The 18,624-nt window shown below is 72.6% G+C and carries 16 protein-coding genes; 9 read left to right on the top strand and 7 right to left on the bottom strand.

All coding sequences use genetic code 11. From position 1 onward, the window contains the following. Positions 1-102: 102 nt before the first annotated feature. The 3 genes from IT780_RS27160 (at position 103) to IT780_RS27150 (ending at position 3,253) form a co-directional block, all read left to right on the top strand. Positions 103-759, top strand: a complete 657-nt coding sequence (locus IT780_RS27160) for a superoxide dismutase family protein (RefSeq protein WP_199514594.1) — start codon at positions 103-105, stop codon at positions 757-759. A 104-nt stretch (positions 760-863) separates the two neighbouring features. After that, the gene (locus IT780_RS27155; protein WP_199514593.1) at positions 864-2,333 is read left to right on the top strand and encodes an aminopeptidase P family protein; all 1,470 of its coding nucleotides are present in this window, start codon (positions 864-866) and stop codon (positions 2,331-2,333) included. Between the two features lie 302 nt (positions 2,334-2,635). Next, the gene (locus tag IT780_RS27150) at positions 2,636-3,253 is read left to right on the top strand and encodes a LysE family translocator (RefSeq protein ID WP_199514592.1); all 618 of its coding nucleotides are present in this window, start codon (positions 2,636-2,638) and stop codon (positions 3,251-3,253) included. Positions 3,254-3,638: 385 nt separating this feature from the next. Here the strand turns inward: IT780_RS27150 and IT780_RS27145 are convergent, their stop codons facing one another. The 3 genes from IT780_RS27145 to IT780_RS27135 all read right to left on the bottom strand — a co-directional run bounded on the left by IT780_RS27145 (position 3,639) and on the right by IT780_RS27135 (position 8,025). Next, positions 3,639-4,091, bottom strand: a complete 453-nt coding sequence (locus IT780_RS27145) for a hypothetical protein (RefSeq protein ID WP_199514591.1) — start codon at positions 4,089-4,091, stop codon at positions 3,639-3,641. 222 nt (positions 4,092-4,313) lie between these two features. Then, the gene (gene pulA / locus IT780_RS27140; RefSeq protein ID WP_307831402.1) at positions 4,314-7,604 is read right to left on the bottom strand and encodes a pullulanase-type alpha-1,6-glucosidase; all 3,291 of its coding nucleotides are present in this window, start codon (positions 7,602-7,604) and stop codon (positions 4,314-4,316) included. A 25-nt stretch (positions 7,605-7,629) separates the two neighbouring features. Continuing rightward, entirely contained in the window at positions 7,630-8,025 is a 396-nt protein-coding gene (locus IT780_RS27135; RefSeq protein WP_199514642.1) for a DUF6841 family protein, read from the bottom strand. A gap of 352 nt (positions 8,026-8,377) precedes the next feature. On the opposite strand from IT780_RS27135, the gene acnA reads away from it, so the two are divergent. Beyond that, the gene (gene acnA / locus IT780_RS27130) at positions 8,378-11,149 is read left to right on the top strand and encodes an aconitate hydratase AcnA (protein WP_199514590.1); all 2,772 of its coding nucleotides are present in this window, start codon (positions 8,378-8,380) and stop codon (positions 11,147-11,149) included. Here acnA and IT780_RS27125 read toward each other — a convergent pair. Then, entirely contained in the window at positions 11,139-11,639 is a 501-nt protein-coding gene (locus IT780_RS27125; protein WP_199514589.1) for a hypothetical protein, read from the bottom strand. The two genes, acnA and IT780_RS27125, sit on opposite strands and share 11 nt — an antisense overlap. A 116-nt stretch (positions 11,640-11,755) precedes the next feature. Here IT780_RS27125 and IT780_RS27120 point away from each other — a divergent pair, with 116 nt between their 5' ends. After that, on the top strand, positions 11,756-12,001 hold the full coding sequence (locus tag IT780_RS27120; RefSeq protein WP_199514588.1) for a DUF2630 family protein: 246 nt from the start codon (positions 11,756-11,758) through the stop codon (positions 11,999-12,001). Positions 12,002-12,044: 43 nt separating this feature from the next. Here IT780_RS27120 and IT780_RS27115 read toward each other — a convergent pair whose 3' ends face one another. Beyond that, a complete protein-coding gene (locus IT780_RS27115; RefSeq protein WP_372443805.1) occupies positions 12,045-12,962 on the bottom strand; it encodes a serine protein kinase RIO in 918 nt (305 codons plus the stop codon). 139 nt (positions 12,963-13,101) lie between these two features. Further along, the gene (locus IT780_RS27110) at positions 13,102-13,752 is read right to left on the bottom strand and encodes an HAD family hydrolase (protein WP_199514587.1); all 651 of its coding nucleotides are present in this window, start codon (positions 13,750-13,752) and stop codon (positions 13,102-13,104) included. Positions 13,753-13,885: 133 nt separating this feature from the next. Here IT780_RS27110 and IT780_RS27105 point away from each other — a divergent pair, with 133 nt between their 5' ends. Genes IT780_RS27105 through IT780_RS27090 form a run of 4 tightly spaced genes read left to right on the top strand, consistent with a single transcriptional unit; the run spans position 13,886 to position 16,689 of the window. Next, entirely contained in the window at positions 13,886-14,461 is a 576-nt protein-coding gene (locus tag IT780_RS27105; RefSeq protein ID WP_199514586.1) for a TetR/AcrR family transcriptional regulator, read from the top strand. A gap of 58 nt (positions 14,462-14,519) precedes the next feature. Then, entirely contained in the window at positions 14,520-15,440 is a 921-nt protein-coding gene (locus IT780_RS27100) for a TIGR04222 domain-containing membrane protein (RefSeq protein ID WP_199514585.1), read from the top strand. Beyond that, entirely contained in the window at positions 15,437-16,255 is an 819-nt protein-coding gene (locus IT780_RS27095) for an MbnB/TglH/ChrH family RiPP precursor modification enzyme (protein WP_199514584.1), read from the top strand. Before IT780_RS27100 ends, IT780_RS27095 begins: the two co-directional genes overlap by 4 nt. Further along, the gene (locus tag IT780_RS27090; protein WP_199514583.1) at positions 16,252-16,689 is read left to right on the top strand and encodes an SCO6045 C-terminal-like domain-containing protein; all 438 of its coding nucleotides are present in this window, start codon (positions 16,252-16,254) and stop codon (positions 16,687-16,689) included. The genes IT780_RS27095 and IT780_RS27090 overlap by 4 nt, the downstream gene beginning before the upstream one ends. Before the next feature lie 9 nt (positions 16,690-16,698). On the opposite strand, the gene IT780_RS27085 is transcribed toward IT780_RS27090, so the two are convergent. Next, positions 16,699-18,621: a HEAT repeat domain-containing protein gene (locus tag IT780_RS27085; protein WP_199514582.1), complete on the bottom strand. Its 1,923-nt coding sequence runs from the start codon at positions 18,619-18,621 to the stop codon at positions 16,699-16,701. Between the last annotated feature and the right edge of the window lie 3 nt (positions 18,622-18,624).

Genomic DNA, 18,624 nt, shown 5'->3' with positions numbered 1-18,624 from the left:
GGCGCGCTTTCGCCGATGCCGTCAGCCTCGCCCCCGCGCCGCGAGAAAGCTAGCACTTGCCCGATGCTCGTCCATTTGCTGCATGTTTGGCATGATTCGGCCATGCGCCTCGCCCTGCCGCTCGTGACCGCCCTCGTCGCCGCGCTCGCCGGATGCGCCGACACGGGCGGCTACACCCCGGCGGGCGTGACGGCCCAGCCCCCGCCGCCGGGCACCCCGTTCCTGGTCACCGGTGGCGGCTCCCCCGCCGTCAGCCCGGGCCCTTCCGGGGGCGCCCCGCTCAGCCAGAACACGACGAGCGGCACGTTCCTGCCGTCACCCCAGGGCACCCGCGCGATCACGTACGACCCCGCGGTGGTTCCGCCCGGCGCGACGGCCGAGGTCACGATCGACACCACGACCCAGAGCCTCCGCGTACGCCTGCAGGTGACGGGAATGGTGCCGCGGCGCTCGTACGGCGCACACCTGCACACCGCCTCCTGCACCTCCGTACCGGACGACGCGGGCCCGCACTACCAGCACGACATCGCCCCGTCGAAACCGTCCACCGACCCGGTGTACGCCAACCCGCAGAACGAGGTGTGGCTCGACTTCACCGCCGACCTGCGCGGCGCGGCCACCGTGACATCCGTACAGGACTGGACGATCGACCCGGTACGCCCGCCGCACTCGCTGGTCATTCACGCCGAGCGGACCCGTACCGGAAAGGATGCCGGGACGGCAGGGCCGCGCGTGGCCTGCCTCACCCTGCCTGCCTGACCGCCGGCCTTCCCTGCGGCGTGATCATCCCGGGCAGATCCGTCCGGCTTGTTGTCGGGGGGAGGCGGTAACGTCTGCTGTGACGCGAGACGGGAGGGCCAACGATGGCTGAGCAGGGCGACGGCACGACGACCCCGAAGACGGAGTCGCACGACCCCGACTTCCCCGAGGCGTTTCTGCAGTTCATGCGGGGCGGCTGGCGGGAGGACCGGCTGGACGTCACCGCCCGGCCCGAGGCGCCCAACCACGCGAAGCGCCGCGCCGCGCTCTCCGACGCGTTCCCCGGCGAGACGCTGATCATCCCGACCGGCAACGAGAAGGTGCGCGCCAACGACACCGACCACCCGTTCCGCCCCGGCAGCGACTTCGTGTACCTGACCGGCGACAGCGACCCGGACGGCGTGCTGATCCTGCGCCCCAGCGGCTCCGGCCACGACGCGGTGCTCTACACCCACGACCGCAACTCCAAGGACACCGACGCGTTCTTCCGCAGCCGCAACGGCGAGCTGTGGGTCGGCCGCCGGCACACCCTCGCGGAGCGCTCCACCGAATTGGGCCTGGAGACCGCCTCGTACAACGAGCTCGGCAAGGCCCTCGCCGACTGCGCGCCCGCGCGCACCCGGGTCCTGCGCGGCCTCGACCCCGCCGTCGACCGCGCGGTCCTCGCGTACGACCCGGACCCGCAGAGCCGCCGCGACCGCGCGCTGGCCGCGGTCATCTCCGAGCTGAAGCTGGTCAAGGACGAGTGGGAGATCGCCCAGCTGCAGGAGGCGATCGACGCCACGGTCCGCGGCTTCGAGGACGTCGCCCGCGTGCTGCCCGCCGACCGTGCCGTCAAGGAGCGCCTGCTCGAGGGCGTCTTCGCGCTGCGCGCCCGGCACGACGGCAACGACGTCGGCTACGGCAGCATCGTCGGCGCGGGCGCCCACGCGACGATCCTGCACTGGGTGCGCAACACCGGCGTCACCCGGCCGGGCGAGCTGCTGCTCATGGACATGGGCGTCGAGGGCCACACGTATTACACGGCCGACGTGACCCGTACGGTCCCGGTCTCGGGCACCTTCACCCCGCTGCAGCGCCAGGTGTACGACATCGTCCACGCCTCCCAGCAGGCGGGCATGGACGCGGTCAAGCCGGGCGTCAAGTTCCGCGACATCCACCTCACCTGCATGCGCGTGCTCGCCGAGGGCCTCGCCGACCTCGGCCTGCTCCCGGTCAGCGTCGATGAGGCCATGTCGGAGAACTCCACGGTCTACCGCCGCTGGACCCTGCACGGCTTCGGCCACATGCTCGGCATCGACGTCCACGACTGCTCAGCGGCCCGCAAGGAGACGTACCGCGACGGTGAACTGAAGGAGGGCTACGTCCTCACGGTCGAGCCGGGCCTCTACTTCCAGCCGGAGGACGACCTGGTCCCCGAGGAACTCCGAGGCATCGGCGTCCGCATCGAGGACGACGTCGTCGTGACAGCAGACGGCTGCCGCAACCTCTCGGCAGGCCTGCCCCGATCGTCGGCCGAGGTCGAAGCGTGGCTGGCGTCCCAGCGCGAGGCCGGCCCCCGCCTGCCGGAGTAGGCCGCTCCCGGTCCGCGTGGGGCCCACCGGGGTCCCACGCGCCCGGCCCGCCCCACTCGCCGGCCTGCCCGGCCCGACGCCCCGCCTTGCTCGGGGCCGCCACCTCGGCGGCTTGCCCCCTGCCGTTCCTCTCCCTTTCCTCGGCCCCCGCCCTACTCTTCGCGCCGCCTGCTCCGTCGCGCGGTTCCTTTGCTCCCCCTCCCCTTTCGTCCCGCGGCCGACTCCTTCTCAGGTCCGTGGTGGGAAACGCCATGTCCGATTCCCACCAGCCAGCCCGGGACGTGCGGGTTAGCGTGGCCCTCATGAACTGGCACGCCTACGGAACGTTCCTGACCTTCGCCGCCGTCGTCGTGCTCATCCCCGGCCCGGACTTCGCGGTCGTCACGGGCAACACGGTGTCAGGCGGCCGCCGCCGGGGCATGTGGTGCGCGGTCGGCGTGTCCACCTCGAACGTCATCCAGGGCGCCGCAGCCGTCGCGGGCCTCGGCGCGCTGGTCGTCCGGGCCCAGCCGGTTTTCCACGCCATCAAGTGGCTGGGCGCGCTCTACCTGGCGTACCTCGGCGTCCAGGCACTGCGCTCAGCCATCCGCGGCCGGTACGCCCCGTCGCCCGAGGCCGGCGCCGAGGCGGCGAACGGCTGGCGGCAGGGCTTCCTGTCGAACATCACCAACCCCAAGGTCCTGATGTTCTACCTGGCGATCCTCCCCCAGTTCCTCACCCCGGACGCGGGCGCGACCCTGCTCCTGGCGCTGGCCCTCACCCACGCCGTGCTGTCCCTGGCCTACCTGCTCTTCCTGACGACGATGCTCCACCGAGCCCGCCGGATCCTGGAACGCCGCCCGGTACGCCGCGCCCTCGACGCCCTCACCGGCACCGCCATGCTCGCCTTCGGAGCCCGCCTGGCGATCGACCGCCCCTGACCGAACCTCGTCCCCGATGGAGCACGGCATCGGTCGGCCGTCCCGCAAGCTGGAGCCGGTGGGGAGCGGCCGACCAAAGACGACGGCCTGTAGACGGCGGCCGTAGGCGGCGGCCAGCCAGGGCGGCGGCCAGCCAAAGCGGCGGCGGCCAGCCAAAGCGGCGGCGGGCCGTAGGCGGCGGCCAGCCAGGGCGGCGGCCAGCCAAAGCGGCGGCGGGCCGTAGGCGGCGGCCAGCCAGGGCGGCGGCCAGCCAAAGCGGCGGCGGGCCGTAGGCGGCGGCCAGGCGCCTAAACCAACACGGTCAGCCGAGGAACCGGCGCGGGAGACAGCTACCCGCTGTCGCCGGGACGACCGACGACAGCCCGAGGGCTGACGCGGAAGACGGCTACGATGCCGGGGCGTACTCGGTGATGTGGAAGCAGGTGTTCTCGGCGTTGTCGCCGGCCTCCGACACGTCGAACGACACCGTCACCGGGTGCCCGTCCACCGGGTCGGCGCTCGTCGACATTTTGCCGCCGTCGTCCGCCGCCGTGCGGGCCAGGTCGAGCAGGCCGCCCAGCGTCGGTACGTCGATCTCCTCTTCGCCGACGATGTTCTTGCCGTCGATGCGCTCCGCCTTGGCGACCGTCCGGTCCTGCACGGTGACCCGGTACATGCCCAGGGACGCGCGGCCGTCGCACCGGCGCTCCACCACGAACCCGTAGTCGGCCGGTTCGGTCCAGGCGGGCGGGGAGGCCGCGGTCGACGGGCCGGGCTGCGGCTGGGCGTCCGGCTTCGAGGTGCAGCCGGCCGCGAGGGCCAGCGCCGCGAGGCCCACCACAGCACATCCGATACGCACGTTGCTCGTCCTCCCGCCGGGAAGCGCCCCGGTAGGAGGCGCGACCGGTCAGCCATGATTCCGAATCGCCGAGATCACCTCAAGCCGGGGGGCCTCACCCGCGACCAACGGCCGCCGGGGGGGGCCTCACCCGCGACCAACGGCCGCCGACGGACCCGCACCGCCCACAGCGCACCGCCCACAGCGCACCGCGGCGCGCGCCGGCGCGAATGGAACGATCGCTCAGGCCAGCTCGGCCACGAACACCGCGACCGACCGTGCCGGCACCACCACCCTCGCTCCTTCCGGCGACGCAGCGGCCGTGGCCACCCGTACCAGCGGATCCGCCGATCCTGTCAGCTCCGGGTGCAGCTCCAGCTCCACCCCGGCCAGCCCCGGCACCACCTCCGCGGCCTCCGAGCCGGTCGCGTTGAACACGACCACCACCGTGCTCCAGCGCGGGTCCAGGCCGGTGCCGTCGAGGCACATGACGATCACGCCGGGCGTCTCGTGGGGGCCGCCGAGGGGGAAGGTCAGGCGGCGTTCCACCTCGTCGGCCGTGGGGAGGCCGAAGACCGGGGTGGAGCGGCGGATGCGGAGGAGTTCGGCGTACCGGGCCGCGGCCATGTCGATGATCTGCGCGGACGGGACCAGGGACGGGTCGGCGAGCAGCGGGCGGGCCCACGGCCACTTGTCCTCGTTGTCCGGTGCCGGGGGCAGGCCGATGCCGAAGCCGTTGCCCTGGGCCCCGTCCCACCGGATCTGGTTGAACCAGTCGCCGGAGTTGTACGAGTTGCGGTCCAGCGACTTGGAGCGCAGCCGTTCGCTGCCGAGCGCCACGAACCCGACGCCCTGGCCGAGGACGACGAGCGACAGCGCGAGGATCTGCATCCGGGCGCGGTCGATCATGGGGAGGTCGCGGGGCAGCTTGAACGCCATCGCGTCGTACAGGATCTCGTTGTCGTGGGCGTCGACGTACGCCACGCACTCCGCCGGCGAGGCCGCGTAGCCGCTCGGCGAGCCGTTGTAGTCGATCTGCGCGCCGCTCTGCTCGGCGCCGGTGTGGGTGGTGAAGCGGTACGTGGCCAGCGCCCCCGACAGCCCCACCTTGATCCGGTCGTGCACGGCGAGCGGGGTGGCCGAGCCGAGCCCCGTCGCGAAGCCCTGCACCGTCGGGTCGTCGCCGAACGAGCCGCCGCCGCGGACCGCGTCGCGCAGCCGGTCGTCGAACGTGCCGATGCCGGTGCCGGCCATGTTGACCTGGGTGGCCTGGGCGAAGCGGGCGTCGTACGCGACCTCGCCGAAGTTCCAGCCTTCGCCGTACAGGTAGATGTCCTTGCCGCCGTCGAGGTGGTCGAGCGTCACCCGGGTCTCGAGGATGTTGGCGCGCGGGTGGTGGCCCATGAGGTCGAAGCGGAACCCGTCCACCCGGTAGTGCTTCGCCCAGGTGACGACGGAGTCGACGACGAGCCGGCCCATCATCATGTGCTCGGGCGCGGTGTTGGAGCAGCACGTGGACTCGGCGACCGTGCCGTCGTCGAGCAGCCGGTGGTAGTAGCCCGGCACGACCCGGTCGAGGACGCTGAACGGGGCGAGCCCGTCGGCCATCGTGTGGTTGTAGACCACGTCCATGATCACGCGCAGGCCGGCCGCGTGCAGGCCGGCGACCATGCGGCGGAACTCGAGGACGCGCGCGCTGCCGCACGGGTCGGTCGAGTAGCTGCCCTCGGGCGCGGTGTAGTGCAGCGGGTCGTACCCCCAGTTGAAGCCGTCCTCGTCGGCGACGGCCATGACGGCGCGCTGTTGCTCGGGCGAGTCGGGCGGCAACGATGCGAGCTCGCACCGCGGCACGGCCTGGTCGGCGCGCCGGTCGGGCACGGTGGCGAAGTCGTACGCGGGCAGCAGGTGCACGTGGGTCAGCCCGGCGTCGGCCAGCATCCGCAGGTGCCGCATGCCGGCCGTGTCCTCGTCTGCGAACGCCAGGTAGGTGCCGCGGTGCTCGGGCGGCACGGTCTCGTCGGCGATGGAGAAGTCGCGGACGTGCACCTCGGCGATCTGCATGCGGGCCGGCGCGACGGCGGGCGGCCTGGCGAGGGTGTCCCAGCCGGACGGTTTCAGCGCGGGGTCGTCGAGGTCGACGATCTGGCTGTGCGTCGAGTCGGCGGACAGCGACAGCGAATACGGGTCGGTGACGCTGGTGGTGACGACGCGCTGCGCGGCGGGATGCCACACCTCCACCCGGTAGCGGTAGTAGCGCCCGATCCATTTGCGCTTGCCCACGATGCTCCAGATGCCGGTCACCGGGTCGCGGTCCATCGGCAGGATCTTGACCTCGTCGTCGCCGGGCGTCTTCGACAGCTCCAGCGACACCGTGCGGGCCGTCGGCGCCCACACCGCAAGCGCCGGCTTCTCCTCGTCCATGATCACGCCGAGCTCGGCGTCGGCGGCGTCCGCATACAGGTCGTCGAGCACGCCCGGCAGTTGCACGGCGGTGATCAGCGTGAGGTGCCCGGCGTGGTCGCGGCCGACCAGCAGCAGCTGCCCGCGCAGCAGGTGACCCAGCGCCGCATCGCCCAGCTCGGGCACGGCGAACGCGCGGTAGGCGCGCAGGTGCGGGAAGTGCCGGCTCTGCGCCTGGAACAGCCCGCCGGGCCGCGCGGTGAGGGCCAGCGTCGTGCGCTCGCCGATCAGCTCGTCGCCGTCCCGGCGCAGGCCGCCGTCGGCCGCGCCGACCAGCGCGAACGAGCTCGCGAGGTCGGCCAGCCGGCCGGGAAGGGCGACGGTCGTGCGGTCGACGAAGACCGCCAGCGCCCGTGCCGGGTCCAGCTCGGGACCCAGAGACCGAAGATCCGGATGTACGGGCGCAGCGTGACCGGAAATGATCCACACTTCGCGGGTCGACGTGAGGTCGAGGCGCTGGTCGTCGGGGAGGTCCTTGTGGTCACCGCGGTAGATCACGAAGCGCACACCCGCGGCGTCCGGCCGGACGGGAACCCGGAACACGGCCCCGAACGAGTCCCAGGTCGCCGGCGGGAGCGGCGTACCCCATCGGGGTTTTTCCGGGGTGCCCTCCCAGGCGTGCACGCCCCACCCGCCGTAGTCCCCGTCGGGCCGGCGGTAGTGGATGACGGCATAGCCGTCGTCGGCGGTCACGGCCCCGGTGAAGCCCGCGGCCTCGGCCGACGGGTAGATCTCGGCGTCGCCGGGGCGCAGCCAGATCTCCGGGGTGAGCGCCGGGTCGACGTGCCGGTCCTCGGCCACGTCCTTGCCGCCGTGGCCGTCGACGACCAGGAAACCGACGTCGCGCGCGGAGTCGCCGAGCCGGACCCAGGCGAACCGCCCGTACGCGTCCTCACCGGCAAAAGGGTGGCCACCGGGGAAGCCGGTGACCGCGGACGGATCGACGTCACCCCACACGTGCAGGGACCAGTCGTCGTAGCGGCTGTCGTCGCGCCGGTAGTGCACCACGAGCCACTGCGGCCGGCACAGCATGGTCGTGGCCTCGGCGGGCCGGGTGATCTCGATCGTGCTCACCTGGACACTATGGCACCGGGGTGCGTCAATTTCGGGGTGTGGAGATCACCGTCGTGATCCGCGGCCCGTCCGCGTCGGCCCGGATCAGGTAGCGGTAGTGCTCACCGGGCACGGCGGCCCCGAAGCTGTCGAGGTACTCCCACTCGACGGCGACCATGGCGAGCGCCGCGCTGAGCCGCTGCACGTCGAGGATCTGCGCGTGGGCGGCGACGATCTGCTGCTCCCGGTACGCCGGGGCGGCCCCGAGGAACGACAGCGCGACGGCCGCCGGCGAGGTGAACGTGAAGCTGTACGAGTCGGCGACCACCATGCCCGGCATCGCGTAGCAACCGGCCACCGCCGCGACGTCGCCCCTGGTCAGCGCGGAGCCGTAGCGGTCGAAGAAGTCGGTGAGGTTCTCGAGGTCCGTGGGCGCCTTCACGGGACGGCGCATTCCCGTTGATCATGACCGGTAAACCCTAGGGGCCTGTCCTGTGGGCCATGACGGCCTGCGACGGGCCCAGCTTCCGCCTCGCGGCGCGGTCCGGACGGCCGGATACAACCCCGGTATCCGACCGCCCGGCCCACTTGCGAGACGAAACCTGGACTCCGTCTCGGCGTCGTCATGGCCCACAGGACAGGCCCCGGGCCGGGTTGCACGCCATAGCAAGACGGACGTACGGTTTACGGGAGACGTGGACGGTGGGTTAGGCGTGCCTAACCGACGGGTGGCCGTCGCCGGTGCGACAGACTGCTGAGGACTACTCACGGTCGCTGGGTGTGAAGGAGATGACGTGGCCAGCCTCGACACCTTTGGTGCGAAGAGCGAGCTGCGCGTCGATGACGCGAGCTACGAGATTTTCACGATCGACAAGGTGGAGGGGCACGAGCGGCTCCCCTACAGCCTGAAGATCCTCCTGGAGAACCTGCTCCGCACGGAGGACGGCGCGAACATCACCGCCGACCACATCCGCGCCCTCGGCGGCTGGGACCCGACCGCCGACCCGAGCGTGGAGATCCAGTTCACCCCGGCCCGGGTCCTCATGCAGGACTTCACCGGCGTGCCCTGCGTCGTCGACCTCGCCACCATGCGCGAGGCCGTCAACGACCTCGGCGGCGACCCGACGAAGGTCAACCCGCTCGCCCCGGCCGAGCTGGTCATCGACCACTCGGTCATCGCCGACCTGTTCGGCCGCGAGGACGCCTTCGCCCGCAACGTCGAGCTGGAGTACCAGCGCAACCGCGAGCGCTACCAGTTCCTGCGCTGGGGCCAGACCGCGTTCAACGAGTTCAAGGTCGTCCCGCCCGGCACCGGCATCGTGCACCAGGTCAACATCGAGTACCTGGCCCGTACGATCATGGAGCGCAACGGTCAGGCGTACCCGGACACCGTCGTCGGCACCGACTCGCACACCACGATGGTCAACGGCCTCGGCGTGCTGGGCTGGGGCGTCGGCGGCATCGAGGCCGAGGCGGCCATGCTCGGCCAGCCGGTCAGCATGCTGATCCCGCGCGTCGTCGGCTTCAAGCTCTCCGGCGAGATGCCGGCCGGCACCACCGCCACCGACCTCGTGCTCACGATCACCGAGATGCTCCGCGAGCACGGCGTGGTCAGCAAGTTCGTCGAGTTCTACGGCCCCGGCGTCAGCGCCGTGCCGCTGGCCAACCGCGCGACCATCGGCAACATGTCGCCGGAGTACGGCTCGACCGTCGCGATCTTCCCGATCGACGACGAGACCATCAAGTACCTCAAGCTCACCGGCCGCTCCGAGGCGCAGGTCAAGCTCGTCGAGGCGTACGCGAAGCGCCAGGGCCTGTGGCTGGACCCGGCCGCCGAGCCGAACTTCTCCGAGAAGCTCGAGCTCGACCTCTCCACGATCGTCCCGTCGCTGGCCGGCCCGAAGCGCCCGCAGGACCGCGTGCCGCTGAACGCCGCGAAGCCGATGTTCCGCGAGGCGCTCACCAACTACGTGCAGGCCGAGGGCCACGCCGACGAGGCCAGCGCCGAGTCGTTCCCGGCCAGCGACCCGCCGGCGAACGCGGTCGACGACGAGGCCGACAAGCCGCACATCTTCAGCGCGGCGACCGGCGCGAACGGCCGCCCGTCGAAGCCCACCCGGGTGGCCGGCGAGGACGGCACGGAGTTCGAGCTGGACCACGGCTTCGTCGGCATCGCCGCCATCACGTCCTGCACCAACACGTCGAACCCGCAGGTCATGATCGGCGCGGCGCTGCTGGCCAAGAACGCCGTCGAGCGCGGCCTCACCCGCAAGCCGTGGGTCAAGACCACGCTGGCGCCGGGCTCCAAGGTGGTCATGGACTACTACGACCGGGCCGGCCTCACGCCGTACCTGGACAAGCTCGGCTTCAACCTCGTCGGGTACGGCTGCACCACCTGCATCGGCAACTCCGGCCCGCTGCCCGAGGCGATCTCCGCCGCGGTCAACGAGGCCGACCTCACCGCGGTCTCGGTGCTCTCCGGCAACCGCAACTTCGAGGGCCGGATCAACCCCGACATCAAGATGAACTACCTGGCCTCGCCGCCGCTCGTCGTCGCGTACGCGCTGGCGGGCACGATGGACCTGGACATCACCACCGAGCCGCTCGGCACCGGCTCGGACGGCAAGCCGGTCTTCCTCGCGGACATCTGGCCGAGCGCCAAGGAGATCGACGACGTCATCGCCTCCGCGATCGGCGCCGAGGGCTTCAGCGCGGCGTACGCGGACGTCTTCGCCGGCGACGAGCAGTGGCAGTCGCTGCCCACGCCGGAGGGCAAGACCTTCGAGTGGGCCGAGGAGTCGACGTACGTCCGCAAGCCCCCGTACTTCGAGGGGATGGCGGCCACCCCGGAGCCGGTCGTGGACATCACGGGCGCGCGGGTGCTGGCGAAGCTCGGCGACTCGGTCACCACCGACCACATCTCGCCGGCCAGCTCCATCAAGGCGGACTCGCCCGCCGGAAAGTACCTGGCCGAGCACGGCGTCCCCCGTCACGAGTTCAACTCGTACGGCTCGCGCCGCGGCAACCACGAGGTCATGATCCGCGGCACGTTCGCCAACATCCGGCTGCGCAACCAGCTGGTGCCGGGCGTCGAGGGCGGCTTCACGGTCAACCACCTGACCGGCGACCAGACCACGATCTACGAGGCGTCGGAGGCCTACAAGGAGGCCGGCATCCCGCTGGTCATCCTGGCCGGCAAGGAGTACGGCTCCGGCTCGTCCCGCGACTGGGCGGCCAAGGGCACGATGCTGCTCGGCGTCCGAGCGGTCATCGCCGAGTCGTACGAGCGCATCCACCGCTCCAACCTCATCGGCATGGGCGTCCTCCCGCTGCAGTTCCCGCCGAAGACCAACGCGGAGTCGCTCGGCCTGACCGGCACCGAGACCTTCACCATCACGGGCGTGACGGCCCTCAACGAGGGCGGCATCCCGTCCACGGTGAAGGTCCGCACGGACACGGGCGTGGAGTTCGACGCGGACGTCCGCATCGACACCCCCGGCGAGGCGGACTACTACCGCCACGGCGGCATCCTCCAGTACGTCCTCCGCAAGATGCTCAACAGCTGACCGTACGCAGCCCAGCGAACGCCCCGTCGTCCCCCGCGGACGGCGGGGCGTCCGCCTGTCCGGCCAGGCTCACTCCCAGTGGGCCGGCGTCGTCGATGACGGCAAGCGTCTCCTCGTGCGCCGCCTCGCGGCCACGCCAGCTCGCGCGCAGCCCGTAGACGCCCGGCTCACCGAGGTCGATCACCTCGGGGCTGCCGCCGGTGATCTCGTCGGCCACCATCTCGCCGGTCGGGCAGTGCAGCTCCATCTCGTGGCTGCCGTCCCAGCCGGGCTCCGGCGCGGGCGGCCCGCGCCAGACCCGCACGCTGAGCCTGGCCCGGTGGGACAGGGCCTGCCCCACCACGTGATAGGTCGACGCCCCCACGACCGTCCGCCGGGACGCCTGCCGGGCCTCGTCGCTCCCGCCGGCGTCGCACCAGCGATCGCGGAACACGAACATGCCGTAGAAGATCCAGACGAGAAGCTCGCTGCGGGCAAGGGGTTCGGCCATGGCGGAAATCCTCCCGCCGGGGTACGACACTTCCGGGCCCGCCGGCGAGCGGGCCGGTGCCAGGAACGGCGGCGCACCCGGCCGCCCGCCCACCGGCCCGACGCTAGGCTCGGCGCATGGATGACAAAGAGGTGCTGGGCCGGATCAACGGCCTGGTCGACGAGGAGCACAAGCTGCGGCAGCAGCTGAGCCAGGGGAAGCTCACCGCCGAGGAGGAGCACGCCCGCCTGAAGGAGCTCGAGGAGGCCCTCGACCAGTGCTGGGACCTGCTGCGCCGGCGCCGGGCGGCGCGGGAGACCGGCAACGACCCGGACGCGGAGCAGGCCCACAGCACCAGTGAGGTCGAGAACTACCTGCAGTGAGACGGTCCGGGCCCGGGCCGGAAGCGGCCCGGGCCCGGTGCGCTCAGTGCAGCCCCGCCTCGTACGAGAGCCGTTCGATCAGGTCGTCGGCGTTCACGGTCAGCCCGCGGGAGGTGAACCACGCCGCGACGTTGCGGACGTCGCGGGCGAGGAATTCCGCGCCGCGCGGGTTGGCGATCACGTCCACGACCTGCGGCAGGTCGATGAGCACCAGCCGCCCGTCGTGCACCAGGGTGTTGTACGGCGACAGGTCCCCGTGCGCGAGCTGGGCCCGGGCGAGCACGCTGAGCGCGTCCACCATCTGCCGCCACAGGTCCTCGAGCCCGTCGCGGTCGGGCCGGACCTGGGCGAGCCGGGGTGCTGCCTCGCCGGTCTCCCAGTCGCCGATGAACTCGAGCATGAGCTCGGTGCCGATGAGCTGCACCGGGTACGGCACCGAGATCGTGCCGCCTTCCTGGCCGACCTGCCAGAGCCGGGTGAGCGCCCCGAACTCGGCCGCCGCCCACTGCCCGGCGATGAGTTCCTTGCCGAACGACGTACGGTTCGTCATCGCCCGCATCTCGCGGGAGCGGCGCACCCGCCGTCCCTCGAGGTAGCCGGCGTCGCGGTGGAAGAGGCGGTGGTCGCCGTCGCGGTAGCGCTTGGCCGCGAGCATGCTGATCTCGCCGGTGTCGGGTACGGCCCGGCGGACGAGGAAGACGTCGGCTTCCTTGCCGGTCTTGAGCATGCCGAGTTCGGTGTCCACGGCCCGGTGCTCGGTACGCACCCAGTCCGGGCGGGGTTCCGGTCCGTGCAGGGCGCCGTCCCAGGTGGACCAGCGGTCGCCGGTCTCGGGCAGGTCGGGGTCCTCGGACAGCTGCGGCGCGGGACGGCCGCGCTTTACGAAGTCCGGCTCGTCGTCGTCGAACTTGCGACGGCCTCGGCGCATGGTTGCCGGGCCGAAAGAGTCGTGCTCTCGCACTGGAGGGTCTCCTCGGAGAAGGAAGGGAAGTTCGGAACCTGGGCACGGCGAAGCACAAAGACGGCCATGAGGTTCACCCCCCTTTCTCGAGAAGATCCGTACGCGGTGCACTCTTCCGGGGGATCCCGGGAGCCGCAACCTATTTTCCGGTCGCCATGATGGCCGACAGTCCCTGGATGACGTTGCCGACGACGCGGGTCGGCGCGAACCGGTTGTCGAGCCATTCCCGGCCGCGGTGCAGCCACACGCTCGGTAGTCCCATCGCCGCGGCACCGCCGATGTCGGCCTCGGGGCTGTCGCCGACGATCCAGGCGCCGGCGAGGCGCATCCGGACCCGCTGGGCGGCGAGCGCGAAGATGCGCGGGTTGGGCTTGCTGACCCCGGCCTGCTCGGAGATGACCCAGTCGGCGATGTAGCGGTCCAGGCCGGTACGCCGGATGCGGGTCTCCTGCTGCTCGTGCGGGCCGTTGGTGACCACGACAGGCACCCAGCCGGCGTCACCGGCGATCTGGAGCGCGCAGGCCACGAGCGGGTCGAGGCGTTCGTACGCGAGCGGCCCCTCGAGCAGCTCCTCGCGCAGGTCGATCGACGGCACGTCGAGCTGGTACCGGTCACGGATGAGATCCGCGAGATCCCACCGGGACGTCAGGCCATCAGCGTCGACGGAGAGTAACCAGTCGAGGTCTTCGTGTGGTGCCTGGATCTCGTCGAGAAATCCCTTCGCCCACAACTTGAACGCACCACTGCGGTCGAGCAGGGTGTCGTCCAGGGCGAGGAAGACGAGGGGCACCCGGGCACTGTACGTGAGTGAATACGGGAGCCAACAGCCCAACAGTGTTAACAACGGCCGGACCCGGAGCCAGAGCCTGCCAAGCCGTACGTACGGATTGCAAGCGCCGGAACGGTCATGACACCATCGTGGCGTGCCCAGGGTAAGCCAGGACCAGCTAGCGGCCCGCCGCCACGAGATCCTCGGGGCGGCGCGCGGATGCTTCGCGCGGTACGGCTACGAGGGCGCCACGGTCCGCCGCCTCGAGGAGGCGACCGGATTGTCGCGAGGCGCGATTTTCCACCATTTTCGCGACAAGGACTCCCTGTTCCTCGCCGTGGCCGAGGACGACGCCGCCGCCATGGTGGAGACGGTCGCCCGCAACGGCCTCGTCCAGGTGATGCGCGACCTGCTGGAGCGGGCCGGCGGCAGCGGCGACACGGCCGGCTGGCTCGGCACCCAGCTGGAGGTGTCGCGGCGGCTGCGGACCGACCCCGAGTTCGCCAAGCGCTGGACGGAACGGTCCGCCGCGATCGCCTCGGCCACCCGGGACCGGCTCGAGCGCCAGCGCGACGCGGGCGTGCTGCGCGACGACGTACCCGTGGACGTGCTGACTCAGTTCCTGGAGCTGGCGTACGACGGCCTGGTGCTGCATCTGGCGACCGGCCGGCCGGCCGGCGAGCTGAGCCGGGTGCTCGACGTCGTCGAGGGAGCCGTTCGGCGGTCGTGACGGCGTTGCGCCGACCTGCACAATGAGGGCCTGCAACCCTGCTATCACGGGAGGTCACATGGCTCTCGCGGCCCAAGGCGACACCTGGGGCATCCCCGGCATGACCTTCCTGGCCCTCTACCTCGGCGCGGTCGCGGTGGTGGCGGTGCTGGCCGCCATCCACCGCAGCTTCCTGTTCGCAGGGACGCGCGGCGCCCCCGTCGACAAGCTCGGCCCGCAGCAGATCGCGTACCTGAACGGCGGTGACCGGCTCGCGGTCTACGCCGCGCTCGGCGGCCTGCGCGGGGCCGGCGCGATCGGCAGCGCGCCGGACAAGACGCTGTGCCAGACCGGCCCGATGCCCAGCGGCGTCACCCCGCTGGACACGGCCGTCTACAACGCCGCCGGCAAGCGCATCCGCGCCCGGGAGGTCGGTACCGACCCATGGGTACGCTCGACGCTCGACCAGCTGCGCGCCGGCCTGGAGGCGAACGGCCTCGCGGTGACACCGGCCGCGATCCGGACGGCGCGGATGTGGGCGTTCGCGGGCCTGGCGCTGGTTCTCGTCGGAATCATGCGGTTCTTCGCCGGCGTCGCCAACGACAAGCCGGTCATGTTCCTCGTCTTCGCGATCGGCATCGCGAGCGTCGTCACCCTCACGCTGCGCCCGGGTACGCGCATCGCGACGACCGCGGCCCGCACCGGCATCAGCCAGGTACGCCGGAATTACGACTACCTGTCCCCCGTGCAGGCACCGTCGTACGCGACCTACGGTGCGGCGGGCGCGGCCATGGGCGTGGCCCTGTTCGGTGCGGCCTCGCTCTACACGATGGATCCGGCCTTCGCCGCGGAGGCGGAGATCCAGCGCACCTTCGGCTCGACGGGCAGCGGCTCCGACGGCGGTAGCAGCTCGAGCTGCAGCAGCGGCAGTTCCTGCTCCGGAGGCAGCTCGTGCGGCGGGGGCGGTGGTTGCGGCGGCGGCGGGGGCTGTGGCGGATGACCGAGACCTACGGGGTGGGCATCGGCTGGCGCCCCGAGATCTCCGGCTTCGTCACCGACCTGCCGGGGCTGCGCTTCGCCGAGGTGGTCGCCGAGTCGGTGCACGCGCACGGCGACCTGCCGCCCGGCCTCACCCGGCTGCGTGAGCGCGGCGTCGCCGTGGTGCCGCACGGCGTGAAGCTGTCGCTGGGCGGCGCCGAGCCGGTCGAGCCCGCGCGGGTGACGCACCTGGCCACGGTGGCGCAGCGCCTGGATTCGCCGCTGGTCAGCGAGCACATCGCGTTCGTCCGGGCGGGCGGCGTCGAAGCCGGGCACCTGCTGCCGGTCCCGCGCAGCCGGGAGGCGGTGGACGCGGTGGTCGCGAACGTCCGGCGTACGCAGGCCGAGCTGGACGTGCCGATCGCGCTGGAACCGATCGCCGCGCTGTTCGACTGGCCGGACGACGAGCTCGACGAGGGCGCGTTCCTCACGGAGATCCTGGAGCGTACGGACGCCCTGCTCCTCCTGGACGTGGCCAACGTGTACGCCAACGCCGTGAACCGTGGCACCGACCCGGCGGCGTTGTTCGACCGGGTGCCGCTGGAGCGGATCGCGTACTGCCACGTGGCCGGCGGCTCGGCGCACGACGGTGTCTACCACGACACGCACACCGACGCCGTGCCGCGGGAGGTGCTCGCCCTGGTCAGCGAGCTGTGTTCCCGGCACCGGCCGCCCGCGCTCATGCTCGAGCGCGACGGCGACTATCCGCCGGCCGACGACCTGCGCACCGAGCTGGACGCGATCGCGGCCGCCTCCGGCTATCCCACGGTCACATGAGCTCACTGGCCGAGCGGCAGGCGGCGCTCGTGGCGGCGTTGACGGCCGGGGCGCCCGTACCGCCGGGTTTCGACGATCGTCTGGTCGAGGTCGCGCGGGCCGCCCTGCTGCGCAAGCGTGCCGGTGAGGTCGCGCGGCAGTGGCCGGGCCTGGCGGCCGCATTCGGCCCGCGGTGGGTCCGGGAATGGTCGGCGTGGGCCGCGTCCCGGCCGACGCAGGGTTCGCTGCGTGACGGCTGGGATCTCGCCCGGGAGCTCGCCGCCCGGGACGCCCTGCCGCGCCCGGCCGGAGCGGAACTGGCCGCCCGGGAGGCCGCGATGCGTTACGACGGCCGGTCCGCGCCGCGTCCCCGCCGGCTTCCCGCGATGGGTACGGCAGCAGGATCGGTGGCCGTCCAGGCTGCCGGAAGGGTACGCGTCCTGCGCCGCGGATGACGGCCGGGCTCAGCCCGCGGCGGCCAGGCTCTCCCGCAGCACCTCGTCGTTGATGACGATGTCGTCGTCGATCCCGGCGGCATGGATCCGCCGGTCGCGCCGGACGAGCGCGGCGATCTCGGCCGTCGCACCCATCTCCCGCAGCAGCCTCGCCGCGGCCGCGACCCGGCTGCCCCGCTCGATCGCGCCGAGCACCGCGGGCACCAGCTCCGCGGCCGGGACGCCCAGCCGCCACAGCGCACCGGCCGCCTCGACGTCCGCGCGCGGATCGTCCAGCAGCGCCCGCAGCTCCGGCTCCCAGGTGGCGAGCTCGCCGCGGAGGCGGACGGCGGACCCTCCCTCGACCAGCTCGGCGACCACGGCCGCCCCCAGCGCCGCCCGCGGCCCGCCGGTGCGCAGGATCGCCTGGACGGTCCGCAGGGCCGCCGTCGTGTCGCCGGTCGCCGCCATCACGACCTGGGCCGCCAGCACCTGACCGGCGCACTGCGGCTGGCTCGCGGCGGCCTCGCCGGTGAGCAGCAGCTCGAAACCGGGCACGACGGGCTGGGCGAGGGGCCCGAGCACGGCGACGATGCCGGCCGGGACCGGCGGCCGGGCGGTGAGCAGGGCCCGCAGCGCCGGCCCCGGATCGCCGGTGAGCCGGAACAGCGCGGTGGCGGCGGCCAGGCCACCCGGTTCGCCCGCGAGCGTCCGCAGCCCCGGGACCATCTCGCCGCCGAGGTGGCCGATCGCCAGCAGCGCCCGGGCGGCGGCGGCCGGCGCGGACGGCAGCGCGGCGACCAGCTCCGGCACTGCCTCCCCCGCGGCGCCCTCCCATCGGCCCAGGACGGCACACAGCGCCTCGATCGCCCGTCCGGCGCCCGGATCCCCGGCGAGGTCCCGCAGCGCCCGGCGGACCGCCTCGAGCACCGGCGGCGAGCACGACACCGGCATCCGGGCGTGCACCCGCGGGGTGTTCCCGTCGCGCGCGGCCCTGATCACCGGCTCCACCCAGCGCGGATCCCCTATCAGCATCAGCGTCTCGACGGCCCGCAGCTCGGCGGTGATCGACCGGCTCGCGGCGGTGCCCGGGTAATCGGCCGCCACCTCGGCGAGCGCACCGGCGAAGCGCGCGGCGGCGCGCCCGCAACGGCGTAACGCCCCGACCGCGGCGTCGCGGGTCTTCGGATCGGTGAGCAGCGGCTCGAGCAGCGGAACCAGCTCCGCGGGCGCCGAGCGGCTGTCCTGGCAGCGCAGGGTGAGCGCCCGCGCCGCCGCGGACCGTACGTCCGCCGAGGAGGAGCCGATCAGGCGGGTGGGCAGGGCTGTCCCGGGCGCGGCGCGGACCACCACGTCGAGCCACCCGAACGGGTCGGCGTGCAGCCAGGACACCTCGGCACCGGCCTCGGCCGCGGTCGCCACGGCCTCGATGACGGCCGGGTCCCGCGGGAACGGCGTGCCGCCCCGGGCCAGGGCGACCGCGGCTGCCGCCCGTACGGTGGGCGACGGGTCGGTGATCGCCTCCGTGAGCCGCAGGGCGAGCACCAGCGACGCACGGACCCGGGCGTCGGACTCCTCCGCCCAGCGTGCGCGCAGCAGCTCATCCGCCGTGCCGAGCTGGGCCAGCGGATACGCGGCCGCCTCCCGCACGGCCGGATCCGGATGGGCGAGCAACGGCACGAGCCGATCCCGGCAGGCCAGCACCCCCGGCCGCACGGGCGCGGCGCCGGCGAGGGCGCCCACCATCCACAGGAATTCCGCCCGCCCCTCCGCGGCCAGCTCGACGAGGAACGGCACCGCCGCGGCGGTCGCGGGGTAGACGGTCCCCTGGGGGAAGAGGCGCTCGTAGAGGTCGGACAGGGCCGCCTCGCGCAGCAGGCCGGGCACGTCGTCCGCGGGGCCGTACGCGTGCGTCAGCGCAGCCCAGTCCACCTCGTCGAGTCCGTCCAGCACCCG

The organism is Nucisporomicrobium flavum, assembly GCF_016464385.1.
Lineage (GTDB): Bacteria > Actinomycetota > Actinomycetes > Mycobacteriales > Micromonosporaceae > Actinoplanes > Actinoplanes flavus_A.
This window is presented reverse-complemented; position numbering and strand designations above follow the sequence as displayed.